Genomic DNA, 26225 nt, shown 5'->3' with positions numbered 1-26225 from the left:
CCTGATTGTGATATTAAGCAAAGAAGCGTTTTTATCAGTGATTACATACTGTTTACTACTCATATTAGGACAAAATTTAGCATTTCCTCTGCACATATATCATTCATTTAATTTGATGTATGGGATAATGGTCACATTATAAATTCACACCTCCATCCACAGCAATGTTGGCTCCCGTTATAAAAGCCGCCTCTCGACTTACCAGAAAATTCACTATAGAGACTAGGCTGTGTCCCTTAATTATATAATCGCCGGCAAAAGAGTCGAATACAGCCTAATTTCACCATGGACAAGTAGTTTCGTGCGGTTTTTTCGTAGCGTGTCGCAATACGCCGATTTCCTTTGAGAAAACCGAAACAGCGTTCGACAACATTGCGGTTACGATAAGTCAGCTTATCAAATTGTGTGCGACCATCTCCGCTTCCTTTTTCATTGATTTTATAAGGAATAACGCGCTTTATCCTCAATTTACGCAGATAACTGCGAAGTTTTCCGCCCGAATAGCCTTTATCGGCCAGCACAGCTTTGCCGCGCCGTTTCATGAAACCATTTTTGCGCTGTATTCCAATGCCGTCGAGCAAAGGGGTGGCCGATTGACTTTCGTGGGCTTGCCCCGCCGTCAACATCAGGTTGAGGGGAAACCCCTTTCCATCGGTGGCCAGGTGGATTTTGGTGCCATAACCACCGCATGAGCGACCCAGCGCATGAGCGTCAGCGATATCGGGATGTTTTTTTTCGCGCCTGCAGCATCTTTACTCGCGCGAATATTGCTGCCATCCAGACAAATTTCAGCCCAGTCAATCAAACCTTTTTCATCCAGAATGGACAGTAACCGATTAAATATCTTATTGATAATGCCCGATTTTGACCAACGGTTAAGTCGGTTATAGACCGTTTTCCAAGGCCCATAACGTTCCGGTAAGTCGCGCCACGGTGCCCCTGAACATAGCACCCAGAACATCCCATTCATGACACGGCGGTGTTCAGCATGTGGACGTCCTGCTCGCTTTGAATGAATAGGGGGCAGGCAAGGTTCTATCAGTATCCATGCCTCATCAGGAATGTCGTAACGTGCCCTCATCTTTTTCCCGTATTGAAAACAGTTCAGATGATAATACTATCAATTTGCATTAAGGGACACGCCCTAGTGCCTGTGTGCTGTATTTATCGTGGCCGGATGTGGTATATCCCACGATGGTATTGCTGCCTGCGGCACTTTTGCTGGGTATGGTAGTAGTGATAACAACGTCAATGTTTAAAAAATATTTATAGCGCATGACGCTGTACGATGGCATGCAAAACGGTTTTTGTTTTGTATGACATCGTCAGCAGACAAGCTGCATGGCGGCGAGTCAGCCTGGCAATCAAAGACTTCTTTCAACCATCGCAATGATGATTGCAGAAAGCTCGATTTCTGCCTGAATTGCAGTGATATCGCCGTTAGCTGCTGCATAGGATAACGTTTCTGCGGCTCCCAGCATTGCCCAAAGGCTTGCAGCGGTCATTTTTCCGCTTTGGGTGTAGGGCACCAGTATTACCCTGCATTTCTCTACAAAAATTTTGGCATATTCGCGTTTGATTTTTTCGAGTTCAGGTGAGCCGGCTAAGGCGGCAATAATACTGGGTATTTCACTTCCTTGAAAAAGCACGCAATTGATGTAAGAGGATGCAATTACAGCGGCTTTTTTTTCCAAAGTGTGTTCACTTTGTTGAATGGCAGTGTCCATGATTATCGTTTGGCGGTTATCAAATTCAATATACAGTGCTGCCAATAGACCAGAACGTGTACCAAAATGGTCATACACGACCGGTTTTGTCACGCTGGCTTTCTCAGCCAATCTGCCCAGAGTCAGAGCCTCTGTTCCCTCGTTTCGAATGATCTGCCAGGCAATGGCAGTTAGTTGCTGATAGCGTTCTTCTCTTGTAAGGCGAATACGTGTTTGTGAATTAGCCAGTTTTGAATGGGCTTTGTTGCTTGACATGTTTATATACCAAAGGTAACTTACTAATGGTAACCTACTTTTAGTATATAGATTACGCTTGTCTTTTATCATAATCAAGAAGGAAACATTTGGTGCACGCACTTATCGTTATCTCACACCCTATTTCTGACTCTCTCAGTGGTCATGTGGCTCAATATATTGCTGATGGCATCACGCAATCAAATCCCGAAAATAGTGTCGAACTTGCTGATCTTGCTAAAGAAGGATTTGATCCAAGATTTACTGAATCGGATATTGTGGCTTTTTACAAAGAAAGTTTACCTCCGGTTGATGTGATTGCTGAGCAGTCACGAATTGCCTTGGCTGATGCGCTTGTCTTGGTTTATCCGGTCTATTGGTGGACAATGCCGGCCTTACTCAAAGGATGGATCGATAGGGTGTTTTGTCATGGTTGGGCTTATAACGAGCATCCTGATGGCAGACTGGAAAAAAAACTTCAGCACCTTCCAGTACATCTGGTTGCTATTGGTGCTGCTGGCCGAGAAACTTATTTAAAACATGGTTTTTGGGACGCCATGAAAACCCAGATTGACCATGGCATTTTTGATTATTGTGGAGCCCCTGTCATCACTTCAGAATTACTGCTTCATCCTGAGTTAAAAGATACAAATGCCTATGAGGAGGCTGCATACGATATTGGTCGCCACATTTTCAGTATGGCTGAAGTTTCAGAGGCATGATGTCCAATTAAAGCAGAATCAAAGTCAACTTTCTGTCATATATTAAAGAAATCAATAAAAGTATGATGCCTGTGCTCGCAGACAGGCCGCCTGAGCGGCTAGTTAACTGACAACAGGTATCTTTTATCATATTTATCCTCAGAAAATTCCTTGTGCTCAGGAATTCTCTTGCTCGTAATTCCCGGAATTAATGACGAGATGTTGATTGATTGTTGATAATCAGTGTCATGGATGCAAACCAATCACACGCATTACAGAGATGGTAATCCTGCTTCGGATCAAAACGGTCGTGATGGTGCGAAATATCTTCACAATACCCCACGAATGGCTGATCAATCCGGTGTAGCTGAATAGTCGCCGCTTGCTCTCTGGACGCAGGAAAAAACGCGCCGCCGACTTCTGCAAACAGTTCGGTATCATCCTGCTGAGCGCCACAATGTTCACAGTGGTTTATCCAGTGCTGTCGGTGCAGCCGCTGGCTGACGGACGGCTTTGCGCAGAGTGTGGTGAAAACCGGGCAGCACGCTACGCACGAGAGTGGGAATATCGGCGATATAAAACAAAAACGCCGGGCTGTCCTACTCTGTGTAGTCAACTTCCGTGCTGGGCTCATCGCCGTTATCCGCTTCCAGTAGCTGGTGTCCGACAGGAAGCATAAACGCGGTGACGGTGGTGGTTTCATGACAGTGCGGACAGACTGTCCGGGTTTGCGCGAGATACCAGTATTCCGCATGCACATTGTAGAACGGCAGCCATTGCATAAATGGCTCCGGATCAAAACTGCTGTCGATATACCAGGTTTGGTCGGCCGCATCCCAGTGTGCTCCCAGCTTGCCTATTCCCGAATAATAGTCTCCTCAATGTGCTGTAAATTGAGGGGCACCATGATGTTTAGACGGGTGCGGCTTGCGGTGGTTCCGATTATCTTTGTTTGCCCAGCCCGTATCCAGCTGTAGCTCAAGTTTAATTTTGTGACCTGAGTGGGATGGTAATCCTCCCATTTTCAGGGGTGAGATTTTCTTGGTTAAGATAATCTTTCATATGACGATTTACTGTGGTTTCATGAATCCGTAAAGCCTGGGCAATTATTTCAGTCCAGCTTTCCGAAGCCAAAAGGACGGACTTGATGCGATTACGTACTCGTTTATCACGGGTCGTATCATGCATCAATTCAAGGGATTTTTTGCAGGGTTAGAGTATAAAAGGCTAATGTCTAATCAATTCATTCAAGTAAAACACTCCTTGATATTTTAACAAAACCAAATTGAATGATAATTGGATAATGTTAGGTTTTATTACATACTACTTAAGCTTAAAAAACGTTCATGCATCTCGCCCTGATTGTTTTTGTACTTTAGTCAGATGAATTTTCATATCCGTTAGCATTATGGGATTTTAAGTATAAATCAAGCATCTTTAATAACGATATGTATAGATAGGAATGTTACTTATTATTTTTACTTCAATATAATTATATTAGGGCGTGTCCCTTAATGCAAATTGATAGTATTATCATCTGAACTGTTTTCAATACGGGAAAAAGATGAGGGCACGTTACGACATTCCTGATGAGGCATGGATACTGATAGAACCTTGCCTGCCCCCTATTCATTCAAAGCGAGCAGGACGTCCACATGCTGAACACCGCCGTGTCATGAATGGGATGTTCTGGGTGCTATGTTCAGGGGCACCGTGGCGCGACTTACCGGAACGTTATGGGCCTTGGAAAACGGTCTATAACCGACTTAACCGTTGGTCAAAATCGGGCATTATCAATAAGATATTTAATCGGTTACTGTCCATTCTGGATGAAAAAGGTTTGATTGACTGGGCTGAAATTTGTCTGGATGGCAGCAATATTCGCGCGAGTAAAGATGCTGCAGGCGCGAAAAAAAACATCCCGATATCGCTGACGCTCATGCGCTGGGTCGCTCATGCGGTGGTTATGGCACCAAAATCCACCTGGCCACCGATGGAAAGGGGTTTCCCCTCAACCTGATGTTGACGGCGGGGCAAGCCCACGAAAGTCAATCGGCCACCCCTTTGCTCGACGGCATTGGAATACAGCGCAAAAATGGTTTCATGAAACGGCGCGGCAAAGCTGTGCTGGCCGATAAAGGCTATTCGGGCGGAAAACTTCGCAGTTATCTGCGTAAATTGAGGATAAAGCGCGTTATTCCTTATAAAATCAATGAAAAAGGAAGCGGAGATGGTCGCACACAATTTGATAAGCTGACTTATCGTAACCGCAATGTTGTCGAACGCTGTTTCGGTTTTCTCAAAGGAAATCGGCGTATTGCGACACGCTACGAAAAAACCGCACGAAACTACTTGTCCATGGTGAAATTAGGCTGTATTCGACTCTTTTGCCGGCGATTATATAATTAAGGGACACAGCCTATGTTATTGGTTGTACCATACTGTTATTAAAGCTGTTAATTCACGAAAAAAATCTGCATTAGGTTCATCTGCTGGATTTAAGTCAGTGCCCACAGACCCTGGAAATATCTGATTAACAGTTACTTTTTTATACGCTAAATCACACGCTAATCCTTTGGGTAAGGCCAACTATTGCTGATTTACTCATTGCGTATAAAGTAAGCCCAGCCGCGGGCATTCGCTCACCTAAACAGCTTCCTATATTCATTATTCTCCCATTGTCAGAAATATAGGAAGCTACCTCTTGAGCAAAGAGATAAGAACCCCGAATAATCACCATGATAGTTTGATTAACTACATCTAAAGGGACTTTTTCCAGAAAGATTAGACATGAATTTTCCTTTAAATGTATTTTAGCTGTTCAGTTTTACTCGTTCACGGTGGTATAACTGCAAATCTGGAATTAGCGTTGTGAAACCGACTATAGCCATGAAAAAGCCAACCCACATTGGAGATGTTAAACCAAGATCAAAGCTAATACCTAAACCACCAAGAAATGCTCCAATGACAATGCCTAGTGTAATTACAGAACTGTGAATAGTGTTTACCAGAGGACGACCATTAGCAGTTCTGATGACTCGTGTAACCATAGCCGGATTCATTGTTACACCAACTAAACCAATACCTATTAAGGACAGAACAGAGATTAATTTGTTCTCAGCAAAAATAGCAAATAAGGCAAGGAAAATTGTCAGTAAGGCAAGTCCAACAGCCAGAATAGTTATCGTATGGCGATCTGCTAATTTTCCAACAACGATATTACCTAACATAGTTGCTATCCCATAAACAGTCAGGAGTACAGCGACAGCACCATCACTATAGCCAGTAATGTTTTTCAGTATAGGTATGAAATAAGTGAATGCAGAAAATGTAGCGCCGATTATTAATAAACTTGTAGAGAATACAGCCCATAATCTAGGGCTCTTTAGAGCGATTAATTCACTTTTTAGGCTAATTTCCTGCTGCTTTGGAAGGCTTGGGATCCATAATATGCTGACAATTAAACCAAGCACAACTAAAACGCTTACAACCCAGAAGCTCTCTCTCCAACCAAAATGTGTTCCAATCAAATTGGCCATTGGCAAACCTAGTATTGTCCCTGCCATAATCCCAGCTAGTACAATAGAAATTGCCCAACCTCTTTTATGTTCTGATACAATTTCAACACAGATTGCTATCGCTACTCCATAAAAAGCCCCAGATGCAGCACCAGTAATAAGCCTCGCTACTACAAGAAAGTGATACGAACTCGCTATAGCTCCTAAAACCTCACCAATGGTAAATATCACGTAAAGAATTATAAGTGCGAATTTAGGTGGTATTTTTAATAGTCCTATGGTTAGCAATGGACCTCCAACCGCCATTGCTAGTGCATACAAAGATACCAGATAACCAATTTGTGAAATAGAAACACCAAGATCACTTGCCATAACAGGTATCATACCTGCTACTTGAAATTCGCTTGTCACCAAAGCAAAAATACCGAATGCCAGTATGTACACAGCCAATGGCAATGTTTCACTTTTATTGTCTGTGGCAGATGTATTTTGCATAAATATTTTTCCTTTATTAAGCAGTAAACATCGAGATAAAGTTCTATCTTGATTTAATTATGTAATAAGCACTACATAAATATCTTTCTTACAAAATAGAGTCAAGATATTTATGTAATTTAGATTACATAATTACAAAAAGAGATAAAAAACCAAGAGAGGCTGGCTTGTGGATTTAGCTAAAATATTGCGTTTAAATAGGCAATAAAATTGTTTTTCAAACGAAATTTGGCGATATTTTTCTTGTTGTAATAAGTTCTATAAATCATCCGTATATATACTATAACTAATATTGAATTTATTTATCAGAAAATATTACTTATTGTTAATATTGCAATGGTAATTGTTCTGTAAAGCGATGGGATTTATGATGACAATAGTGGCTACCTAGGTAGCCACTATTGTCAATACCAAATTGGATTATAAAGTTACTAGAACAGAGACAGCCCTCAATGAATTATCTTTAGGAGAAAGTTACCTGTTATATATGTTTTCTACTCCAGTGTTTTGGGGGAGGGCAATGCGGCTAAAGCGGGTTCAATCAGGCGCTGTAAAGTATTTTTAGACACACCATCTCTAGCCTGAAATGAAATAGCTTGTGTAATTCCCAAAAAATATTCTGCCAATGTTTTTGAGTCAGTATTTTTGGGCAAATCACCTTCCATAATACCGCGTTCAATACGTAACTGTATCAGTGTAAGGGTTTTGGCACGTTCTTCTCTCAAATACTCCCAGGCAGGGTAATTTTCAGCACGATTATTAACTACTCCCATTATCATTAAGCAACCACCTGCTTCATTTGAAGATGCGTTAATTATGGAGTTTTCCAACATGGCCTTAAGCCCTTCTTTCGTTGTCTTTGCATCATTTAGTGCATTTACTGTTTTATTACCTACTGTTTCAATATAAAGCTGTACAGCTTCACAAAATAGATTGAATTTGCTTCCAAAAGCGGCATAGAAGCTCGGAGGATTAATTCCCATAACTGCCGTTAAATCTACAAGTTGGGTTCCTTCGAATCCTTTAGTCCAGAAAATATCCATGGCTTTTTTAAGAGCCAACTCTTTGTCAAAATTGAGAGGTCTCCCTCTTTTTCGTGTCATATTTTCTCCTTATTTATTTGAAATTAAATAAAAAATATTTTCATAGTGACTATAACATAAATCATTGACATTAATAAATTAAATGCCTTGCATTATACATGCAATTTTTTATTATTTTTTATATAAGTTTCTTTTTTGTGCCATTTGTATTTGAGGTGTTAAAGTGTATTTTATACTTATACATCAAACACTTTGTGTATTATATAATATTAACAAGAAATTATTTTTAGTTAAAATAGATTATTAATATGTTGTTAAATTTATTAATTGTAATAAATTTAATTAAGAATATATTAATAAAAAAGAAAGAATTAAAAGTCAAAAAATATAGAAGTTCGAGGTGATGTTTAAATTCCATAAGATATTTATAATAGGTTATTAATTGTTTTTTTAACTTAATCTTTTGCAAAGAATCCTCATCAATGAGTTGTATTAATTGGTGCTTTACAGCAATCATCAGCTTCATCCGTGATTTTGGTGATTTGTTTGGCGACGATTATCAAATCATAAATGAAGTTTTTTTGTATCTAAAATAAGCCATTGGTGCTTAAGACCTGTATATGAATCCGGTTTATCCCCGTACCTACGGGGAACACATGAAATCTGCCATCCAGAGTCTGGAACTGCACGGTTTATCCCCGTACCTACGGGGAACACACCATAAAAGATGGGATGTTTGTCGCTCAAGGCGGTTTATCCCCGTACCTACGGGGAACACGGAATGGCGCTACATTTCTTTGACAGTTCTGCCGGTTTATCCCCGTACCTACGGGGAACACACCAAGGACTATTGGATCAGAGAAAACTGGGACGGTTTATCCCCGTACCTACGGGGAACACTGTGCATGCACTAAATCGATACTCATTTGTGTCGGTTTATCCCCGTACCTACGGGGAACACTCTAATTTCATCTATCTGTTTTATAAAATGTTTTTTGACCTTCAAAATTCTACCATTTTTTAACCACCTAAATCAGCCAAATTCCTGCCGTATTTTTTACCATACCGATCATTTGTAACATTGCTCGCATTTTGCCCATTTTCTAAACTATTGCTTATCTATTATGCGAACCTTATCGCAGCAACGGAAAAATAACCTGTTAGCCTTAACCAAAATGAGAGCGCTCTCATCTTCGAATTAGACGAAATCATAATAGACAACAGCAAAGAGAACAAAATCATGAAAACCATTCTATTGTGTTGTGCGGCGGGGATGTCTACCAGCATGTTGGTGCAGCGTATGCAGGCGGAAGCGGAAAGAAGGGAACTGGAGGTAGCCATTAAAGCAGTGCCCGCATTGGAGTTGGAAATGTATATCAATGAAGCCGATGTGATTTTACTGGGGCCGCAAATCAAGTATGAACTGCCTCGATTTACCGCTCTTGCTGAGCCACTGGGTAAACCTATCAGCTTGATTGAGATGATGGATTACGGCGCCTTACGTGGTGATAAGGTACTGGATCACGCCTTAAGTCTGCTGGAATAACCTGTTCATCATCAGATGGAGTGGATTATGAGTTTTTATACTTCCTTAACGCGTATTGTAGAAAATCATATTGCGCCCATTGCCGGACGGATCGGTAGCCAACGGCATATTATTGCGATACGTGATGGTTTTATCTCGGCCATGCCCTTTCTGATTATTGGCAGTATTATGCTGATTGTGGCAAATCCGCCATTTGATGCCCAAACCACCTCTTTCTTGGGTCAGGCTTGGCTGGAATTCGCCAAAGCGCATTGGCAAACCATCACTATGCCTTTCTTTATGACGATGGGATTGATGAGTGTGTTTGTCTCCATTGGTACGGCTTATAGTCTGGCGAAATCTTATGGACTGGATGGACTGACATCAGCCTTACTGTCATTGATGGCGTTTCTGTTGGCAGCAGCTCCGCAGGTTGATAACAAAATGCCGCTCGATTTTCTGGGAGGAACCGGAGTATTTACGGCGCTGATCTGTGCGATTTGGTCGGTGGAATTAATCCGGTTGCTGAAAAAGTACAACATTTCTATCAAGATGCCATCACAGGTTCCACCTGCCATTGCCCGCTCTTTTGAACTACTGTACCCCGTGGTTGGTATTTTGCTGACGGTTTATCCCGTCAGCCTGCTGCTGCAAAACGAATTTAATTTACTGCTGCCTGCGGCTGTCATGCAGATATTCGAACCCCTGATTGCGATCGGGGATACGTTGCCCGCTGTTATGCTGGTGGTGTTGATTGCCAATTTATTGTGGTTCGCCGGTATTCATGGCGACAATATCGTCACTGGGCTGCTGAATCCCATTTTTATGGCGAATATCGCCGCTAATGCCGCCTTGATGACACAGGGAATGGCAACGACTCAAATCCTGACCGCACCTTATTGGTCTTTTTACGTCTGTATCGGCGGCTCGGGTTCTACGCTGGTATTGGCATTCCTCTATCTGCGCAGCCGCTCAATTCACCTGAAAACCATTGGCAAACTGAGTGTTGTACCCGCCATGTTCAATATCAATGAACCGTTGCTGTTCGGCTCTCCGGTGGTGATGAATCCGACGTTATTGATCCCGTTGTTGGTTGTGCCGCTGATTAATGCAGTCTTGGCCTATGGTGCACTGCATTTGGATCTGGTGCAGAAGATGATCGCGATTGCGCCGTGGACAGCGCCCGCGCCGGTGGGGGCGCTGATTTCCGCCGCGTGGGATTACCGTGCGGTCGTATTGGTTGGGCTGTTGATGGTGATTGATCTGCTGATTTGGTATCCCTTCTTCAAAGTATATGAAAAACAGCTTTTGGCAGAAGAGCAGCAGCAGGCCAAAAAACTCGCCGACGCTCAGGCGTAGCAATAACCTTGGAGGATGCAGTGTGAATATGGGTTCTGAACAGCAGGATTTTGAACAACAGATCGTCGAATTGCTGGTACATGCCGGCAGTGCGCGCAGCAGTGCGTTAATGGCTTTACAGCAGGCGAAGGTGGGAGATTTTCAGCAAGCAGGAATATTGATGGAAGAAGCGCGACAGGAAACGCGTGCCGCTCATGCTATTCAGACTAAGCTGATCGGATTGGATGAAGGATGCGGAAAATTACCGATTAATCTGATTACTGTTCATGCTCAGGATCACCTGATGAATGCGATGGTGATTCAAGATCTTGCCAGCAATATGATCGATCTTTATCAGCGCTTGCCGCCACAAGATCGCCAGCCAGAATAACAGGGGGTGACATGAAACCGATCAAAATTGCCGTTATTGGCGGCGGGAGCAGTTATACACCGGAATTGGTGGAAGGGATTATTCAGCGTAGCCAAATTATTCCGCTTTCTGAGCTGGCGCTGGTGGATGTAGAAGCCGGGCGGCACAAGCTGGAAACCATCGCTGCGCTGACTCGCCGTATGCTGGATCGTCATGATCTGGAGCACGTTACTGTCACGGCGCATTATTCACCGGATGAAGCGATTAAAGGAGCCAGTTTCGTACTCACTCAACTGCGCGTTGGTCAGCTTCCTGCCCGTGCTGCTGATGAGCGTCTGGGGCTGAAATATGGGTTGCTCGGGCAGGAAACAACAGGCGTAGGCGGGTTTGCCAAAGCATTGCGTACCATTCCTGTGTTACTGGATATCGCTCATAAAGTTGAACGCCTTGCGCCGGAGGCGTGGATCATCAATTTCAGCAATCCTGCCGGCGTTGTCACGGAAGCGGTTTCCCGCTATAGCAAAGCCAAAATCATCGGGTTATGCAATGTGCCAATCTCAATGCACCATATGATAGCCAATATGCTGCAACGTCCATATCAGGACGTACAATTACGTTTTGCTGGCCTTAATCATATGGTCTGGGTACATCAGGTACTAGTGAATGGCAGGGATGAAACTGAGCAGGTATTAGAATTGCTGTGTAATGGCGCAGAGCTGACGATGAACAATATCAAAGAAGAACCGTGGCCTCCGGAGTTTTTACAGGCATTAGGCGCAATTCCCTGCCCGTATCATCGCTACTTCTATCAAACCGGTAAGATGTTACAGGAAGAGAAAGAAATCGCGGCGAGCAAAGGGACACGGGCAGAGCAGGTGATGCAAGTGGAGCGGGAGCTGTTCGAGTTGTATGCCGATCCTAAACTGGATCACAAACCCGCTCAGCTCAGTTTTCGTGGCGGATCTTTCTATTCTGAAGTAGCGTTGGAATTGATCTCGGCTATTCATAATAATCTCGGTACGCAATTGGTCGTCAATACGGAGAATCGGGGAGCTATCATCGACCTGCCAGATGATGCGGTGATCGAAGCCAACTGTATTGTTGATGCTCAAGGGGCGCACCCACTGGCGTTTGGTCACCTGCCGGACAGTATGTCAGCCCTGACCCAGCAAGTGAAAGCATTTGAGCGCCTGACCATCGAAGCCGCCGTCCATGGCGATCGCAAGGTCGCACTGTTGGCGCTGGTCACTCATCCGTTGATTGGCGATGTGGCGTTGGATTCGACATTATTGAACGAAATCTTAGAGATTAACCGCATGTATTTGCCCCAGTTTAAACGATAAGTTGTGTCTGGCAGGAATAGGAGCACGGAGTTAACAAGGAAAAAGCATGATAACACTGGAAGATGTGGCAAGTTATTCTGGCGTCTCGCGTGCTACGGTGTCACGTGTTGTTAATGGTGACAACAAAGTGAAGGCAGCAACCCGTGCCAAAGTTGAGAATGCCATCGTAGAATTGGGTTACAGCCCCAATCTGGCAGCGCGTGAACTGGCTTCAAATCAGAGCAATACGCTGGGATTAGTGACTACCTCCTATCGTGGCGGCTTCTTTGGTGCTTTGATGGATAGCATCCAGACGGAAGCTGAATCACATGGCAAACAGCTTTTGGTCATGCAGGGGAGAAATCGTGCTGAAAACGAATGGCAGGCTATTACGCATTTGCATAGTCTGCGCTGCGGCGGGATGATTTTACATGTGCGTGCCATCAGTGATGATAAGCTGAGGCAACTCGCTCAAAGTGGCCGTTCGTTTGTGTTGCTGGATCGTCTGGTGGCAGGGCTGGAGCCCCGCTGTGTTGTGTTTGATCACCACAAGGCCAGCTATCTCGCCACGCAAACCTTGGTCGAGAATGGACATATTCGCATTGCCTGCGTGAGTGGCCCTTTGTCACGCAATCCAAGCCGGCAGCGCCGTCAAGGGTTCTTGGATGCCATGCAGAATGCGGGATTGAATCCTGTTGCTTGTCTGGAAGGGGAGTATGATCTGCAAAGTGGCTACCGGCAAACTCGAACCATTCTGGCAAAATCACGGCCGGATGCCCTGTTCTTCTGTAGTGAAGAGATGGCGCTCGGCGCATTGCTGGCGATTAAAGAGTTGGGGCTGAGTGTGCCAGAGGATATTTCCATCATCTGTTATGATAGCGGAGAGCGGGCGGCATTTGTCTATCCTGCACTGACTAGCGTCCATTTTCCCATTACTGACATGGCGTGTTTCGCAGCTCGTTTATTGATCGAACCTGATACACCTCCCCCAGAATTTACGCCCCAAATTATTTATCGGAATTCTCTCAGACAAGGGTAAGCGATCACAGTTCTCATAACGATAGCTATGTGAGGTGAGAGTGAGCCAGCATTTTTGGCTAAAAATCGTATTGTTATGGTGTATAAATGTGTTAAAACCGCTTTTTATTAGTCTGAATATAGAAAGCTGATTGCATTATATTGAAAATGAAGAAAAAACGTCCAGTTTTACAAGATGTCGCAGACCTCGTTGGGGTCACAAAAATGACGGTCAGCCGTTTCTTGCGTAATCCGGATCAGGTCTCGGAAGCATTGGGAAAACGGATCGCTGAAACGTTGGATCAACTGGGTTATATTCCCAACCGTGTGCCGGACATCCTTTCCAATTCTACCAGCCGAACGATCGGGGTTTTACTTCCTTCACTGACTAATCAGGTATTTGCCGAAGTCATTCGTGGGATCGAGCAGGTAACTGATTGTAATGGTTATCAGACGATGCTCACCCACTACGGTTATTCCGCTCAGAAAGAAGAAGAGCGCCTGCTTTCCCTGCTTTCTTACAATATTGATGGCCTGATCTTGGCAGAGCGGACGCATACGCCCAAGACCTTGAAGGTACTGGAGACGGCAGGCATTCCGGTTGTGGAACTGATGGATAGCGTCTCTCCCTGCCTTGATATTGCAGTCGGGATCGATAATTTTGAGGCGGCGCGGCAGATGACGGTGGCTATGATCGAGCATGGCTGCCAAAACGTGATCTACCTCGGAGCGCGGCAGGATGAACGAACGCTGATCCGCTTGGATGGGTACGAAATGGCGATGCGCAGCGCAGGGTTGCAGCCGAGAAATGTGATGACGCCTGCCAGTTCGTCCTATTCACTTGGCGCGCAGCTTTTGCGGGAAACCTGGCAGAAATACCCTGATGTTGATGGTCTGTTTTGCACCAATGATGATATCGCGATTGGTGCGATTTTTGAATGTCAGCGACAGGGGATCAATGTCCCGGAACAGATCGCTGTCGCTGGATTCCACGGCCATGATGTTGGCCAGGTGATGATGCCAAAACTGGCCAGTGTACTGACTCCGCGTGATCTGATCGGACGCAGGGCGGCGGAAGCCCTATTTGCCCGTTTGCAGGGACAAAAACTGGAACAAACCCTTATTGATGTTGGATTTACGCTTTCATTGGGAGAAAGTGTTTAATTTTTGTAGATCAAAATGATGCTTTCCTATCTTCAATTGCGATAAGCCTCACATTTTCCTTTTTTGCCGATCCTGATTAATTGCTCGCGATCTTGTGTTGCTGGTAATGTTACCGACAATAAGTTACCGGTAACATTTTATAGATAATATTTCATAGAGAAGATTTTGCAGGTACATCACAGAGATAGCCAGGTAACAAAATCTGCACAAAGGAGTTTGATATGAGCAATACCCAACAGCCAAATCATGTTTTTGTATTGATGGGGGTATCCGGCAGCGGTAAATCTGCGGTTGCCAGTGGGGTTGCCCGTAAGCTGGGCGCGGCGTTTCTGGATGGTGACTTTCTTCATCCCCGCGCCAATATTATTAAGATGGCACAAGGCCACGCTTTGAATGACGATGATCGTCAGCCGTGGTTAAAAGCACTCAACGATGCCATTTTTGCCATGCAGCGTACAAATAATATCTCTTTGCTCGTGTGCTCTGCTCTGAAAAAAAACTATCGGGATATGCTGCGTAATGGCAACAAAAACCTGTCATTTCTGTATATGCAGGGGGATTTTTATTTAATTGAAAGCCGTCTGAAAGCTCGCAAGGAACACTTCTTCAAACCCCAAATGCTGATCTCGCAGTTTGAGGTATTGGAAGAACCGACTGACGATGAAAAAGATGTCCATCACATTGATATCAGACCAGACCTTGATGAAGTAATCAAAAACACAATGACAACAATTGACTGCATTACCGAGGGGAATTCATGACTACATTAACTTTGGTGCTGACGGCTGTCGGTTCTGTCCTCCTGCTATTGTTTTTGGTGATGAAAGCCAGAATGCATGCTTTTATCGCGCTGATACTGGTTTCAATGGGGGCGGGGATCTTTTCCGGTATGCCATTAGAAAAAATCACCCAGACCATGCAAAACGGCATGTCAGGCACTTTGGGCTTCCTTGCCGTTGTGGTGGCGCTGGGTGCTATGTTTGGCAAGATCCTGCATGAAACAGGGGCGCTCGACCAGATTGCTGTGAAATTGCTGGGAAGTTTTGGTGAAAAACGCGCGAACTATGCACTGGGCATCGCGGGGCTTATCTGTGCCTTGCCACTGTTTTTTGATGTGGCGGTTGTACTGTTGATTGGCGTGGTATTTGCCGTTGCACGTCGTACTGGTGGTAATGTGGTGAAACTGGCAATTCCACTGTTTGCCGGTGTTGCAGCCGCTGCGGCGTTTCTGGTGCCGGGGCCGACGCCGATGTTGCTGGCTTCCCAGATGGGAGCCGATTTCGGCTGGATGCTCCTGATTGGCCTGAGTGCTGCTATCCCCGGCATGTTGCTGGCCGGCCCGATGTACGGCAATTTCATCAGTAAACATGTGACACTGGAATTACCCGAGGATCTGAATACACCGAGCATTGGTAAAAATCAGATGCCTTCCTTTGGTTTCAGTCTGGCACTGGTATTATTCCCGCTGGTACTCGTGGGTTTGAAGACGATTGCTGCACGTTTCGTCGATCAGCGATCAACGTTGTATCAATGGCTGGAGTTTATCGGCCATCCTTTCACCGCGATTTTAATTGCCTGTCTGGTGGCGATTTATGGCTTGGCGATTCGTCGCGGTATGAGTAAAGACAGAGTTATGGAAGTATGCTCTGCGGCGATTCAGCCTGCGGGGATCATCCTGCTGGTCACGGGGGCAGGTGGCGTGTTCAAACAAGTGCTGGTGGATTCCGGTGTCGGGCCAGCGCTCGGTAATGCTTTGGTGGGAGCCGGTCTGCCAATTGCGCTGGCATGTTTTATTCTGTCAGGGGCAGTGCGCGTGATTCAGGGCTCGGCTACTGTAGCGTGTCTGACTACTGTGGGTCTGGTACTGCCAGTGATTGGTGAACTGGGTTATTCCGGTGCACAAATGGCGGCGTTGTCAGTGTGTATTGCTGGTGGTTCGTTGATACTCAGCCATGTAAACGATTCTGGCTTCTGGCTGTTCGGTAAGTTTACGGGTGCGACAGAAATACAGACACTGAAAACATGGACCATTATGGAAACTATTTTGGGTACTACGGGTGCCATTATCGGCATGATCTATTTTGCTATGCTGAGTTAAACTTTCTCTGAAACATCGCTAACGGCATTTTACTGATTGATTAAAATGCCGTTTTTTTTATATTTATTTTCGGGTTTTTCAATAAAAAACCTGATGGGTGTTTGCTGTGGGGATGGCGAGGTGATTTGAGTAAAAATCATAGAATTTCCCTCGGTTAATTTTGTGATTTAACGTGGTAGAATTTTTACGTCTAATAAAATATATTTAAAACAGACGGTTATATTTAGAGTGTTCCCCGTAGGTACGGGGATAAACCGGATCATCCAGAGAAAAAATTTCTGTGCGTAAAGTGTTCCCCGTAGGTACGGGGATAAACCGGCTAAAAATAATGGCTAATGCATTTGATTTTGGTGTTCCCCGTAGGTACGGGGATAAACCGTCTGTACCCAGACAGCCTGTTTCGCCATTACGGTGTTCCCCGTAGGTACGGGGATAAACCGTCCTAACACGGCACTTTGAACGCGCCCAACGTGTGTTCCCCGTAGGTACGGGGATAAACCAGAGGCGAATGACCGTCTGATGATTGGGTTCAAGTGTTCCCCGTAGGTACGGGGATAAACCGAGAAATGTAGTGAGGGGATATCTCATCTGGAAGTGTTCCCCGTAGGTACGGGGATAAACCGAAACTAATGAGGAAAATATCAAACGTGGGTTTGTGTTCCCCGTAGGTACGGGGATAAACCGACAGGGAAGAAGAAGTTAAAGGGCAGAATATAGTGTTCCCCGTAGGTACGGGGATAAACCGCCCCTGTGTTTACTTCGGTTGTTCCGGCCATTGTGTTCCCCGTAGGTACGGGGATAAACCGGCATTTTCAGAGGGGTTGCGGGTCGAAATCAAGTGTTCCCCGTAGGTACGGGGATAAACCGTTATGCGACATTTGTGCCTGAGTTCATGTTGTGTGTTCCCCGTAGGTACGGGGATAAACCTTTCGCTTTTTTCAGTTGGTCGGTCGCATTGGCGTGTTCCCCGTAGGTACGGGGATAAACCGCTCTAGATCTTCCGCCAAATGTTGAACGTCATGTGTTCCCCGTAGGTACGGGGATAAACCGAGGCCCTACTGAGTTTTCACTATCGATACAAAGTGTTCCCCGTAGGTACGGGGATAAACCGAACTATGACAACTGGAAACTGATTTTCCCTCAGTGTTCCCCGTAGGTACGGGGATAAACCGCCATCCCATGTGATCTGCCATTAGATTGTCAAGTGTTCCCCGTAGGGTACGGGGATAAATCTGCTGAAACTACGGTTCTGCATTTATTCCACTGAATGTCTTTGCTTTCCACACTTTGTCATTCACTGCTCAATCAAACCAATAATCTGGCTATAAAGCGCTTCGGCACTGCGTTCATACCCTGCGGCGGAGAGATGAACATAGTCGGGACGAGCAAGGTTCTGCTGCTGCCAGCTTCTGACTGAACATGACCCACCCATAAACTCCTGCCAATTCCAGAACAGGGTGTGCTGCTGTTTGGCGACGGCCTGCTGAGCCTGAATTATGCCATTGAGCAGAGCGGGTTGCTGTTCAGCACAGCTTGCAGCAGTTTTGTTTTTCAGCGAATCACTCGGCCCAACCAGCAAGATAACCACTTCTGGCATGACCTTGCGAATTTCCTGCACTTTTGATGTCAGTTCCTTCTGATAGGCAACAAGATCCAGTGAATCGTTGAAGGCTTCATTAGTGCCATAAGCAAGGATTACCATATCCGGTTTCAGTTGAACCAGTGTATTGATCCACTGTGGCTGCCATTTATCCAACATACTGATGGTGGCGCCATTAATCCCCAACGCGGATAACATAATGCCGGAGCTTTGGCGTTTGATCAGCCAGCCGCCGATTTTCAAATGCGTATCCTGTGCATCGACCCTGAGTGGGAAAGAAACACTGTGTTGTTGCGAAAATTGCCATTCGCTTTGTGTGGCCGGCAGATTCCACTGGCTGAACTGCATCCTGATTTGGGTTGCCTCATGGGATTGATAAAGCGCGCTTATCCCGTACTTCTCAAAAGTAGAGGGTGATAAATTCATCCGTATTGTGCTGCTGACATTTTCGGGTGTGGCAATAAAACCGCCTAGCGGATAATCAGCACGGTTATCTTTCCGGCTGCTCGACAGCCACCAGTTTTTTTTATCATCCGTGAACTTAACGGTAGCGGTGCGCTGGCCGGGAATGCTGATCGGGCTGATAAAACCAGGCCCAGCATCACCATAGCGATTCTGCAATAAACTACGCAGCTTACCAGTAAAAAAATCGGCGGCAGTGTGTGAATCGCCCAGTTGTACGAAATGGAGTTGGCGCGAATTGCTATGACGCAGTTTATCCGCCAGTAATGGTAAATTGGGATCGCCAAAATTCGTCAGTTGTTTTTGCCGATGTATTTGTGTCATCTGCAATTCAGATGAGGGTTTGGATTTTTTGCCGTGGCATGATAAAAGGCTCACAGAAAGCGCAATAACCAAACCTGCACCCATTATCCGATAAAACCAACGGAACTGTCTAAATGGTTGCATCTTCTTTAACTGGCTCCTGAATAAATGTCATCAATGAAAAAATAGCGTTCGCGATAGTCTGCTGCCCATTCAAACTGAAATGAATACCATCACCACTTCGGAGCTTGATTGTACTACTGCCATCACCAATATAGTCTGAATAATTCTCCGACCGATATTTGAACATATCATTAACTGAAACATAGATCTCACCCATTTTTGCCACCTCTGCCTGATACAATTTATTGAGATAAGCCATGCCGCCGGAAAGTTTTTTCTGCCGCATGTTGGGTGGGCCAACCCAAATCACATCCACCTTATGCTGGTGAGCATCATTTAAAATCGTTTCGATTCGCTGACGATAAAGGTTTTCCCAATCCTCACTCGCGAATTTCAAATAGGCTCCTCCGCGTTTTGTCGGCATATCCCACGGATCATTGGGGCCTAAAAACACCACAACCAATTTAATATCCGGATTTTTCCTTAGTGTATCACCGATTGTTTTGGGCCAATCAAAGAAACCGGGATAGGCCAATCCTGTACTCTGCTTGCTCAAATTAATACTGGCGATGCCATGTTCCTGGTAAAGACGGCGTTTTAAATGCGGAGCAACCCCTTGCATCATCGAATCCCCTGCAAACAGTACCTGATCTTTTTTCCCCAGACTGACATTCGTTTTTGGGGTAATTTCGGTAACCGCATTTGATGGTGAATGATTTCGTAATAAGGATGATTGAGTGTGCCGGACATCTTTTTGCAGCAAATCAGGGAACGTCAGATAGCGACTCTCGATAGAGTACGTATATCCCCCCAGAAAATTCAAACCAACCTGAAAATCAGGAAGAATCATGCTTGGAGTAGCATCAATATTTATGGCCTGTAGATTATTATCCTGATGAATCCCTCTTGCATATGCCATAAATGTTTCGCTGGCAGCAATTGCACCTTGCTGCATATTGCTGCCCAAATCCCACATTGGCTCTCCCTTAAGGGTTGTCCACGGACTATTACGGTGATACTTCTGTTGCCAGAAACTCTCCAGAGAACGTTGATTCAGCCAGATCAGCAGCAGGCTGGTTAAGGTGACGATAAAAACGACCTGCCCGACTTTTTTTAGATTAAAGGTAAATTCAGAAATTGGCATAGATAAATCCCGGCATTCCAGAAGGTGACAGCATAAATACCAAAGTGAGTAGCAGAGCTAAGGGGATTGGGTAATAAACCCATGACATCAGTCTATAGTTCTTTTCAATAGTGTTTCTGATATCCACCAGCCAAGGGTAGATAATAAAGAATCCCCAAAAAGCGATTAATAAAGTGCTACTGGATAGCAGTGCCGTCAACACATCCCCTGAGAATAGTTGGTTTAATACAGTCAGAGCCTCATTAAATGTTGGGCTGCGAAAGAATACCCATGCAAAACAGACAAAATGGAATGTCATCACTCGTGATAAAAATAATGAAATCGGATTTTTTCTTTGTGCCTTATTGCGATTCCCAGTAGAGGGAAACAGTGAGTTTTTAATATTGTGGAAAATTAATCCTAGCCCATGAATGGCGCCCCAAATAATAAAGCTCAATCCGGCGCCATGCCATAGACCGGAAATGACCATTGCAGAGAATAGATTCATATTCTTGCGGATAGTACCTTTCTTATTACCGCCCAGTGGAATGTAAACGTAATCGCGGATAAACGTCGATAAGCTGATGTGCCAGCGCCGCCAAAATTCTTGTAAATTCTCAGCAAGATAAGGGGCATTAAAGTTCTGTGGCACTTTAAAACCTAACAGCAGGGCAATACCCGTCACGAGGTCGGTATAACCTGAAAAGTTGAAATAGATATTCCATGCATAAGCATAAATCGCGACAAGGACTTGCCCCGCATGATAGCCAGTGGGGTCATCAAAGACTGGATTAACAAAATTTTCAGAGAGCGTCGAACTGAACAGAAACAGCTTCGCGATGGCCAGTGCAATCAATAACAGCGCTTTGAATGGCTCCAGCATCACTCTGGATGAAGTCTGGATCTGCGGCAGGAAATCTTTGGCTCTATTGATTGGCCCGGCCACAATGCTTGGAAAAAAGCAGAGATACAAAATAACATCAATCAGCGGAGCAGGAGGCAGTTCTTTCTTGCAAACCGACATCACGTAACTGACGGAATGAAAGGCATAAAATGATAAGCCTAATGGCATCAGCAGCTCAAGTATGGGTAGCTCGACAGAAATGCCTAAATTGGCTAACGATTGCTGGATCGCCTCTTGAAAGAAAGAATAATATTTGAAGGCGGTAAAACAACCCACAATACCGAAAATCAGAAGCGTGAATATGGCCTTGTTGGACAAATAACGACTAAGAATATTCGCCAAAAAGTAAATGAACAGGGTATAGGCGAATAAGATATAGGCAAATTTTGCTGCAAAAGAGAAGATAAATAAATAACTAACTAAAATTAATAGGCCATTCTGTAGCTTAGGGGCTTTTTGTAAAAGCCAATAGGCAAGAAGCAGAATAACAAACGAACCAAGAAACTCAAAAGAAAAGAAATTCATATTAGGCTCTGGCTAACCATTTATCATTGAGAGAAAGGGAGTGATTCTGAGGTTCATTATAGTATGGAATTTACTTGTGTTTACAATAGGTAGCAGGCAGGGAAATTATAAAAAAATAATCCACTGTGTAATTAATACATAGCGGATTATTAGGAGCCTGTCGTATAGGCAGATTCACTGCCTTTTTATTTAATCATGATTGAACATTAAACAGTACGAAAGGCATTACGAATACGTAGGTGATATTTCTGGCACGTTAATCTATACCCAATAGATTTCAAGTTACAGCGCGGCGATAGGTCATGTATTAAATGGTTAGTTGCTGTGATATGCTTCCGGCTTTTTAAGGATGAAGTATGGCCAAAGTTGATGTCTATTGCCGTTATTGCCACAAATCAGAACAGGTCAAAGGACATGGGAAAGGAAATGGCGGACATCCTCGTTATCGCTGTTATAGCTGCTGTAAGGTCTTTCAGTTGGCGTATACCTATCAGGCCTGCAAACCCGGCGTTAAAGAACAGATTGTCGATATCGCGATGAATAACGGGGGAATTCGTGACACCGCTCGGATCCTGAAAGTCGCCACCGCCACCGTCATGAAAACATTAAAAACCTCAGACCCCGAAACGTAACGACACTTCCCCTTGCGGAATGTGGCATCCAGATTGTCTGTGAAATCGACGAGCAATGGTCGTTTGTCGGCAATAAGAAAAACCAACGCTGGCTTTGGTATGCTTGGGAACCCCGCCTGAAGCGAATAGTGGCTCATGTTTTTGGCGATCGCAGTCGAAAAACGTTAGACAAGCTGCTTACCCTCTTATCTTCCTTTACTATTCGGTTTTACTGCACGGATGACTATGTTGTTTATGACCCACTTCCCGAGGAAGAGCACTTGACTGGAAAGGCGTTTACTCAGCGTATAGAGAGAACGAATTTAACGCATCGTACCCGAATCAAAAGGCTGAATAGAAAAACCATTGGGTATTCAAAATCGGAAGAAATGCACGATAAAGTGATAGGAACCTTTATTGAACGTGAACATTATTTTTAATACCTAATCTAATCATTTAATACATGACCCGGCGATAAATAATCGCAGCTAACAAAAGCAGCAACTTGATGAGATGCAGGGTATAAATGTACCCGTCTCTATAGGTCTGTCAGTTCCTGTTCCTGTGCCTGTGAAATCAGCTTTTTATTGCCATTAAATACCTGATGCAAATAGCGATTATAGTGAGCTCCCAGCTCGGAATAACCGTTCAGGTTATCGATCAATTTACTGGTATTCAGAGGCGTTTGTGCTGTCCTCTGTTTTGCCCGTGAAGTACGAAGTGATTCGTAGGCACGGTGTGTATTCATATTTTTCATGTAGGCGATGACGGAATCATCAACATTGCGATAAACTGAATAACCTTTGATTTTTCCTTTGGTTTTGCCGCATGAGTTGCAACGCATACCAAACAGGTTATTGTTTTTCTTGGCAAGTTCTGATGTTCCCCAGCCCGATTCTGCGGCTGCCTGAGTAGCAACAAAATGGGTCGGTATAATGTCAACTCGGCTTAGCAGTTTATTCCAATTGACCTGTTTAGGTGATGTGCAGGCCATTTTGTAACTTGCGCAGATCTTCTGCAATCGACTGGTATCCTGTACAGACCAGTGACGAGTTTCCTGGTGTGACAGCAGCCATTTTCGGTCTTGCATAATCTTTTGATTATGCTCATCAATGACAGGGACAACAATGTTTAAAAACGCTTTCTTCCGGGGTGTACCTGAAGGATATTGTCGCAAATCTGGCAAACTCTCCTGTATGCCATTGTGAGAATACTCTTTCATTTTTGAGGTACTGGTCGAAGCATAACTCAGACCGGTAAAAATTAATGAGAGAAAGAAAGCGAAGACGGCAGTTGTCCTCATGATTAAAGAGGGCATTTGCTTCTCCTCGTTTTATTGCTCTGGATAAAAAACATACGAATATTAGCAGAACAATCAATATCTGGCTACCATTATTCACCATTCATAAAATTCGTTTCTATAACGAATGCTAGCACATTACTGACAATAACCTATATTTTTCATTTTATTCAGTAAATTAGTGTAATGATTATTAGGATTTTATCCGGTTAATCGTGTTGTTGATTTAATGTTTTTATAGAGTTAGCGGCGTAAATACGCAGTTTTTGCTGCATAGATCATTATTGTTATTTAAGTCTAATATTTAGAAAAGGAGCTTCTATTTATGTTTAATCGTCTATTGCTTATATTAAGCTAATGGTATTTCTATAAAGTAAAATTTTTTGTAACGGAATTTATTAGTTTAATTAATTTTAAATGGTGGAATGATAAAGATGGAAAATATTATTTACTTGGAAATTAAAAGTGAAAAGTAGGGCTTGATCTTTCAGGGGGGGTTCTACTATAGATTCCATTTATAATAAGTATCAAAAAGGCCATGCAGATGAAATTTTGGTTTATGAAGTTTCATCTGATATGACAAGAGATCAGAATATCAACTATCAGCCAGTTGATATTAGAAAACCGATTGATAAATCCTCACCTCTGTTAGCTCAAAATTTAACCAATAATGAAAGATTGACTTGTAGTTTTCATTTCTATAGAACATCAATGCAAGGTGGGTTGGAACTGTATTATAAGATAAAACTAACAGGTGCTACATTAGGGTCTGTAATGAGCAACAATGGCGACTTTGTTTGGCTTACCTGCTTCGGTCAATCTCTTGTAGAAAGCGCAAAGAACGGGGTTAAATCTAATTGCCGTTAACGTGGCCATATATAGCATTCGACGCACCATCACTCATCGTCATATAATTTATTGACAAATATACAACTTATTGTTTCTCTTAGAGTATATAAAGAAAAACTTATTCTTTACGACACAACGTTGAAATGAACACCGCTTATGAAATCCTTTGACTCAGAAAAATTTCGCCAGCAATTTCCTGCCCTGCAACAGCAGACTGTGTTTTTGGATAGCGCGGCTACAGCCCTAAAGCCTATATGCATGATTGAGGCAACCCAGCACTATTATCAAAACCACAGTGCAACGGTTCATCGGAGCCAACACGCAAGCGCACAGGCCATGACGGCTCGTTATGAGCAAGCTCGTTCGCTGGTGGCGGAATTGATCAACGCCCCGCGGCCTGAAAATATCATCTGGACAAAAGGCACCAGCGAATCCATTAACCTGACCGCTCAAGGCTATTTTCGCCCTCGCCTGAATGTTGGTGATGAAATTATAATCAGCGAACAGGAACACCACTCCAACCTGCTGCCGTGGCTGATTTTGGCGGAACAAACAGGAGCCAGAATCGTTAAGTGGCCAATAGGCAATCAGAATCGGCCGGACATCAATACTCTCGCGACACTGCTAAATGAAAAAAGCCGGCTAGTTGCCATCAGCCAAATGTCGAATGTCACTGGCACCACAGTCGATCTGGCACAGGTCTCGACACTCGCCCACCAGTATGATTGCCTGGTTTTGGTCGATGGCGCTCAAGGCATTGTTCACACTCCCGTTGATGTACAGCGGCTGGGTATCGATTTTTATACCTTCTCTGCCCATAAACTGTATGGCCCTAATGGTCTGGGAGTATTGTATGGCAAAGGGGAATTGCTGGATGTAATGTCACCGTGGCAGGGCGGTGGAAAAATGCTGACTCAGGTATCTTTCAACGGTTTCACACCAGAAGCCGTTCCTTATCGCTTTGAAGCGGGAACACCGAATGTCGCGGGCGTGGTTGGCTTTGCCGCTACGCTGGAATGGTTAAAAACCGTTGATATTCCGCTCGCTGAATCCCATGCCGTTACCCTGACTGACTATGCCGAACAGCAGCTCAGTACTCTGACAGGGTTTATCAGCTACCGCGATGGCGATGCCAGTTTGCTGGCCTTCAATATCCAAGGGATACATCACAATGATTTGGCGACGCTGATTGCTGAACAGAATATTTCTCTGCGTTCAGGCCAGCACTGCGCACAGCCCCTTTTAGATGCCCTAGGGGTCAGCGGCTGCCTACGTGCTTCTTTTATGCCTTATAATAATCAGCAGGATGTGGATAAGCTGGTCAGTGCTGTGAAATTTGCCCTGTCGCTACTGGAAGAATAAGCTAGGCAAATAAAATATCCACTAAATACCATTGCAAGATAAATAACCGATGACATCAATTTCAGATTCAATCCTTGCCCCGCATCCGTTTGGAACGGAGATATCGGAGCAACAACTTATTGAAAATTTTCAGCAATGCCAGTTATGGGAAGATCGCTATCGGCAGCTTATCGGACTGGCCAAAAAACTGCCTCCATTAGCGGATGAACTGAAACAGCAGAACATTGAAATGTCCGGCTGTGAAAACCGTGTCTGGTTAGGGCACCAGTTACGCTCTGACGGCTGTTTGCATTTTTATGGCGATAGCGAAGGCCGTATCGTCAAAGGCTTATTAGCGGTACTTTTGACTGCTGTAGAAGGAAAAACAGCGGAACAAGTTTTACAGGCACCCTTATCTGAGTTATTTCAGCATATAGGTCTTGAACAACAACTGAGTGGTTCACGACTTAATGGGATCAAATCCCTGATCAACACCGTTCAAGTGATTGCCCGTTCACATTTGTCTTAAATT

At 44.3% G+C, this 26225-nt stretch carries 24 protein-coding genes, 5 pseudogenes and 2 CRISPR repeat arrays; of the genes and pseudogenes, 15 read left to right on the top strand and 14 right to left on the bottom strand.

Annotated elements, in window-relative coordinates:
• Positions 1-236: 236 nt before the first annotated feature.
• A protein-coding gene (locus XBJ1_RS21015) for an IS5 family transposase (protein ID WP_143827695.1) occupies positions 237-1081 on the bottom strand; the annotation gives its coding sequence in 2 pieces (ribosomal slippage) (positions 237-736 and positions 736-1081; 846 coding nt in all).
• A 71-nt stretch (positions 1082-1152) separates the two neighbouring features.
• On the opposite strand from XBJ1_RS21015, the pseudogene XBJ1_RS21610 reads away from it, so the two are divergent.
• Positions 1153-1272 (top strand): annotated as a pseudogene (locus tag XBJ1_RS21610) (DUF4400 domain-containing protein); the annotation flags it as partial.
• Between the two features lie 92 nt (positions 1273-1364).
• On the opposite strand, the gene XBJ1_RS15970 reads toward XBJ1_RS21610, so the two are convergent.
• Entirely contained in the window at positions 1365-1982 is a 618-nt protein-coding gene (locus XBJ1_RS15970) for a TetR/AcrR family transcriptional regulator (RefSeq protein WP_012990066.1), read from the bottom strand.
• 92 nt (positions 1983-2074) lie between these two features.
• Between XBJ1_RS15970 and XBJ1_RS15965 the strand changes: the two genes are divergently transcribed.
• A complete protein-coding gene (locus XBJ1_RS15965) occupies positions 2075-2683 on the top strand; it encodes an NAD(P)H-dependent oxidoreductase (protein ID WP_012990065.1) in 609 nt (202 codons plus the stop codon).
• 187 nt (positions 2684-2870) lie between these two features.
• Here XBJ1_RS15965 and XBJ1_RS15960 read toward each other — a convergent pair whose 3' ends face one another.
• The 4 genes and pseudogenes from XBJ1_RS15960 to XBJ1_RS23070 form a co-directional block, all read right to left on the bottom strand.
• Positions 2871-3296: a hypothetical protein gene (locus XBJ1_RS15960; protein WP_232503290.1), complete on the bottom strand. Its 426-nt coding sequence runs from the start codon at positions 3294-3296 to the stop codon at positions 2871-2873.
• On the bottom strand, positions 3262-3420 hold the full coding sequence (locus XBJ1_RS22630; protein ID WP_232503289.1) for a hypothetical protein: 159 nt from the start codon (positions 3418-3420) through the stop codon (positions 3262-3264). The genes XBJ1_RS15960 and XBJ1_RS22630 overlap by 35 nt, the downstream gene beginning before the upstream one ends.
• Before the next feature lie 48 nt (positions 3421-3468).
• Positions 3469-3513: pseudogene (locus tag XBJ1_RS22625) on the bottom strand (hypothetical protein); the annotation flags it as partial.
• Between the two features lie 166 nt (positions 3514-3679).
• Positions 3680-3850, bottom strand: a pseudogene (locus tag XBJ1_RS23070) (IS630 family transposase); the annotation flags it as partial.
• 376 nt (positions 3851-4226) lie between these two features.
• Between XBJ1_RS23070 and XBJ1_RS21010 the strand changes: the two are divergent.
• Positions 4227-5071 (top strand): IS5 family transposase gene (locus XBJ1_RS21010; RefSeq protein WP_143827695.1). Its coding sequence is split into 2 segments (ribosomal slippage): positions 4227-4572 and positions 4572-5071, totalling 846 coding nucleotides; the frame shifts between segments, so codons are not numbered across the junction.
• Between the two features lie 151 nt (positions 5072-5222).
• Here XBJ1_RS21010 and XBJ1_RS23065 read toward each other — a convergent pair.
• The 3 genes from XBJ1_RS23065 to XBJ1_RS15935 all read right to left on the bottom strand — a co-directional run bounded on the left by XBJ1_RS23065 (position 5223) and on the right by XBJ1_RS15935 (position 7778).
• A complete protein-coding gene (locus XBJ1_RS23065; protein WP_012990059.1) occupies positions 5223-5441 on the bottom strand; it encodes an SDR family NAD(P)-dependent oxidoreductase in 219 nt (72 codons plus the stop codon).
• Positions 5442-5475: 34 nt separating this feature from the next.
• Positions 5476-6675, bottom strand: coding sequence for an MFS transporter (locus XBJ1_RS15940; protein ID WP_012990058.1), 1200 nt, complete (start codon positions 6673-6675; stop codon positions 5476-5478).
• Positions 6676-7169: 494 nt separating this feature from the next.
• A complete protein-coding gene (locus XBJ1_RS15935) occupies positions 7170-7778 on the bottom strand; it encodes a TetR/AcrR family transcriptional regulator (protein WP_012990057.1) in 609 nt (202 codons plus the stop codon).
• 567 nt (positions 7779-8345) lie between these two features.
• Positions 8346-8679: a CRISPR direct-repeat array (repeat unit 29 nt; unit sequence CGGTTTATCCCCGTACCTACGGGGAACAC).
• 279 nt (positions 8680-8958) lie between these two features.
• Between XBJ1_RS15935 and XBJ1_RS15925 the strand changes: the two genes are divergently transcribed.
• From XBJ1_RS15925 to gntU, 8 genes are all read left to right on the top strand, one after another.
• Positions 8959-9264, top strand: a complete 306-nt coding sequence (locus tag XBJ1_RS15925) for a PTS sugar transporter subunit IIB (protein ID WP_012990055.1) — start codon at positions 8959-8961, stop codon at positions 9262-9264.
• Positions 9265-9291: 27 nt separating this feature from the next.
• Positions 9292-10602, top strand: a complete 1311-nt coding sequence (locus tag XBJ1_RS15920; protein WP_012990054.1) for a PTS cellobiose transporter subunit IIC — start codon at positions 9292-9294, stop codon at positions 10600-10602.
• A 28-nt stretch (positions 10603-10630) separates the two neighbouring features.
• Positions 10631-10972, top strand: coding sequence for a PTS lactose/cellobiose transporter subunit IIA (locus XBJ1_RS15915; protein ID WP_038199328.1), 342 nt, complete (start codon positions 10631-10633; stop codon positions 10970-10972).
• 11 nt (positions 10973-10983) lie between these two features.
• Positions 10984-12294, top strand: a complete 1311-nt coding sequence (locus tag XBJ1_RS15910) for a 6-phospho-beta-glucosidase (protein WP_012990052.1) — start codon at positions 10984-10986, stop codon at positions 12292-12294.
• Positions 12295-12340: 46 nt separating this feature from the next.
• Entirely contained in the window at positions 12341-13312 is a 972-nt protein-coding gene (locus tag XBJ1_RS15905; protein ID WP_012990051.1) for a LacI family DNA-binding transcriptional regulator, read from the top strand.
• Between the two features lie 146 nt (positions 13313-13458).
• The gene (gene gntR / locus XBJ1_RS15900; protein WP_038199324.1) at positions 13459-14454 is read left to right on the top strand and encodes a gluconate operon transcriptional repressor GntR; all 996 of its coding nucleotides are present in this window, start codon (positions 13459-13461) and stop codon (positions 14452-14454) included.
• Between the two features lie 221 nt (positions 14455-14675).
• Positions 14676-15215, top strand: a complete 540-nt coding sequence (gene gntK, locus XBJ1_RS15895) for a gluconokinase (RefSeq protein ID WP_012990049.1) — start codon at positions 14676-14678, stop codon at positions 15213-15215.
• Positions 15212-16552, top strand: a complete 1341-nt coding sequence (gntU, locus tag XBJ1_RS15890; RefSeq protein ID WP_012990048.1) for a gluconate transporter — start codon at positions 15212-15214, stop codon at positions 16550-16552. The genes gntK and gntU overlap by 4 nt, the downstream gene beginning before the upstream one ends.
• Before the next feature lie 228 nt (positions 16553-16780).
• Positions 16781-17724: direct repeats of the CRISPR family, unit length 29 nt; unit sequence GTGTTCCCCGTAGGTACGGGGATAAACCG.
• Positions 17725-17846: 122 nt separating this feature from the next.
• On the opposite strand, the gene XBJ1_RS15885 is transcribed toward gntU, so the two are convergent.
• Genes XBJ1_RS15885 through XBJ1_RS15875 form a run of 3 tightly spaced genes read right to left on the bottom strand, consistent with a single transcriptional unit; the run spans position 17847 to position 21592 of the window.
• Positions 17847-19061: an SGNH/GDSL hydrolase family protein gene (locus XBJ1_RS15885; RefSeq protein WP_012990044.1), complete on the bottom strand. Its 1215-nt coding sequence runs from the start codon at positions 19059-19061 to the stop codon at positions 17847-17849.
• The gene (locus XBJ1_RS15880) at positions 19048-20184 is read right to left on the bottom strand and encodes an SGNH/GDSL hydrolase family protein (protein WP_012990043.1); all 1137 of its coding nucleotides are present in this window, start codon (positions 20182-20184) and stop codon (positions 19048-19050) included. Before XBJ1_RS15880 ends, XBJ1_RS15885 begins: the two co-directional genes overlap by 14 nt.
• Positions 20171-21592, bottom strand: coding sequence for an MBOAT family O-acyltransferase (locus XBJ1_RS15875; RefSeq protein WP_012990042.1), 1422 nt, complete (start codon positions 21590-21592; stop codon positions 20171-20173). The genes XBJ1_RS15880 and XBJ1_RS15875 overlap by 14 nt, the downstream gene beginning before the upstream one ends.
• Positions 21593-21948: 356 nt before the next feature.
• On the opposite strand from XBJ1_RS15875, the gene XBJ1_RS21005 reads away from it, so the two are divergent.
• Positions 21949-22643 (top strand): IS1 family transposase gene (locus XBJ1_RS21005; RefSeq protein ID WP_143827612.1). Its coding sequence is split into 2 segments (ribosomal slippage): positions 21949-22204 and positions 22204-22643, totalling 696 coding nucleotides; the frame shifts between segments, so codons are not numbered across the junction.
• A 98-nt stretch (positions 22644-22741) separates the two neighbouring features.
• On the opposite strand, the gene XBJ1_RS15865 is transcribed toward XBJ1_RS21005, so the two are convergent.
• Entirely contained in the window at positions 22742-23521 is a 780-nt protein-coding gene (locus XBJ1_RS15865) for a protein bax (RefSeq protein ID WP_012990041.1), read from the bottom strand.
• Between the two features lie 534 nt (positions 23522-24055).
• Here XBJ1_RS15865 and XBJ1_RS22615 point away from each other — a divergent pair.
• Positions 24056-24226, top strand: a pseudogene (locus tag XBJ1_RS22615) (type VI secretion system tube protein Hcp); the annotation flags it as partial.
• A 45-nt stretch (positions 24227-24271) separates the two neighbouring features.
• On the opposite strand, the pseudogene XBJ1_RS22610 reads toward XBJ1_RS22615, so the two are convergent.
• Positions 24272-24400: pseudogene (locus XBJ1_RS22610) on the bottom strand (IS110 family transposase); the annotation flags it as partial.
• A 108-nt stretch (positions 24401-24508) separates the two neighbouring features.
• Here XBJ1_RS22610 and csdA point away from each other — a divergent pair.
• Both csdA and csdE read left to right on the top strand, forming a co-directional pair.
• A complete protein-coding gene (gene csdA, locus XBJ1_RS15860; protein ID WP_038199319.1) occupies positions 24509-25714 on the top strand; it encodes a cysteine desulfurase CsdA in 1206 nt (401 codons plus the stop codon).
• Positions 25715-25763: 49 nt separating this feature from the next.
• Complete coding sequence (gene csdE, locus XBJ1_RS15855) at positions 25764-26222, top strand: cysteine desulfurase sulfur acceptor subunit CsdE (RefSeq protein WP_012990038.1); 459 nt, start codon at positions 25764-25766, stop codon at positions 26220-26222.
• The last annotated feature ends 3 nt before the right edge of the window (positions 26223-26225 follow it).

Origin of the sequence: Xenorhabdus bovienii SS-2004 (assembly GCF_000027225.1) — a bacterium.
GTDB classification, from domain to species: Bacteria; Pseudomonadota; Gammaproteobacteria; order Enterobacterales; family Enterobacteriaceae; genus Xenorhabdus; species Xenorhabdus bovienii_C.
This window is presented reverse-complemented; position numbering and strand designations above follow the sequence as displayed.

Bases quoted from the DNA above. Each gene is read 5' to 3' on its own strand.
- XBJ1_RS15940 (WP_012990058.1), bottom strand. From the start codon at position 6,675: ATGCAAAATACATCTGCCACAGACAATAAAAGTGAAACATTGCCATTG.
- XBJ1_RS15865 (WP_012990041.1), bottom strand. From the start codon at position 23,521: ATGCCCTCTTTAATCATGAGGACAACTGCCGTCTTCGCTTTCTTTCTC.
- XBJ1_RS15875 (WP_012990042.1), bottom strand. From the start codon at position 21,592: ATGAATTTCTTTTCTTTTGAGTTTCTTGGTTCGTTTGTTATTCTGCTT.
- XBJ1_RS15915 (WP_038199328.1), top strand. From the start codon at position 10,631: ATGGGTTCTGAACAGCAGGATTTTGAACAACAGATCGTCGAATTGCTG.
- gntU (WP_012990048.1), top strand. From the start codon at position 15,212: ATGACTACATTAACTTTGGTGCTGACGGCTGTCGGTTCTGTCCTCCTG.
- XBJ1_RS15920 (WP_012990054.1), top strand. From the start codon at position 9,292: ATGAGTTTTTATACTTCCTTAACGCGTATTGTAGAAAATCATATTGCG.
- XBJ1_RS15880 (WP_012990043.1), bottom strand. From the start codon at position 20,184: ATGCCAATTTCTGAATTTACCTTTAATCTAAAAAAAGTCGGGCAGGTC.
- csdA (WP_038199319.1), top strand. From the start codon at position 24,509: ATGAAATCCTTTGACTCAGAAAAATTTCGCCAGCAATTTCCTGCCCTG.
- csdE (WP_012990038.1), top strand. From the start codon at position 25,764: ATGACATCAATTTCAGATTCAATCCTTGCCCCGCATCCGTTTGGAACG.
- XBJ1_RS15905 (WP_012990051.1), top strand. From the start codon at position 12,341: ATGATAACACTGGAAGATGTGGCAAGTTATTCTGGCGTCTCGCGTGCT.
- XBJ1_RS15910 (WP_012990052.1), top strand. From the start codon at position 10,984: ATGAAACCGATCAAAATTGCCGTTATTGGCGGCGGGAGCAGTTATACA.
- XBJ1_RS15970 (WP_012990066.1), bottom strand. From the start codon at position 1,982: ATGTCAAGCAACAAAGCCCATTCAAAACTGGCTAATTCACAAACACGT.
- gntR (WP_038199324.1), top strand. From the start codon at position 13,459: ATGAAGAAAAAACGTCCAGTTTTACAAGATGTCGCAGACCTCGTTGGG.
- XBJ1_RS15960 (WP_232503290.1), bottom strand. From the start codon at position 3,296: ATGAGCCCAGCACGGAAGTTGACTACACAGAGTAGGACAGCCCGGCGT.
- XBJ1_RS15925 (WP_012990055.1), top strand. From the start codon at position 8,959: ATGAAAACCATTCTATTGTGTTGTGCGGCGGGGATGTCTACCAGCATG.
- XBJ1_RS15935 (WP_012990057.1), bottom strand. From the start codon at position 7,778: ATGACACGAAAAAGAGGGAGACCTCTCAATTTTGACAAAGAGTTGGCT.
- XBJ1_RS15885 (WP_012990044.1), bottom strand. From the start codon at position 19,061: ATGCAACCATTTAGACAGTTCCGTTGGTTTTATCGGATAATGGGTGCA.
- gntK (WP_012990049.1), top strand. From the start codon at position 14,676: ATGAGCAATACCCAACAGCCAAATCATGTTTTTGTATTGATGGGGGTA.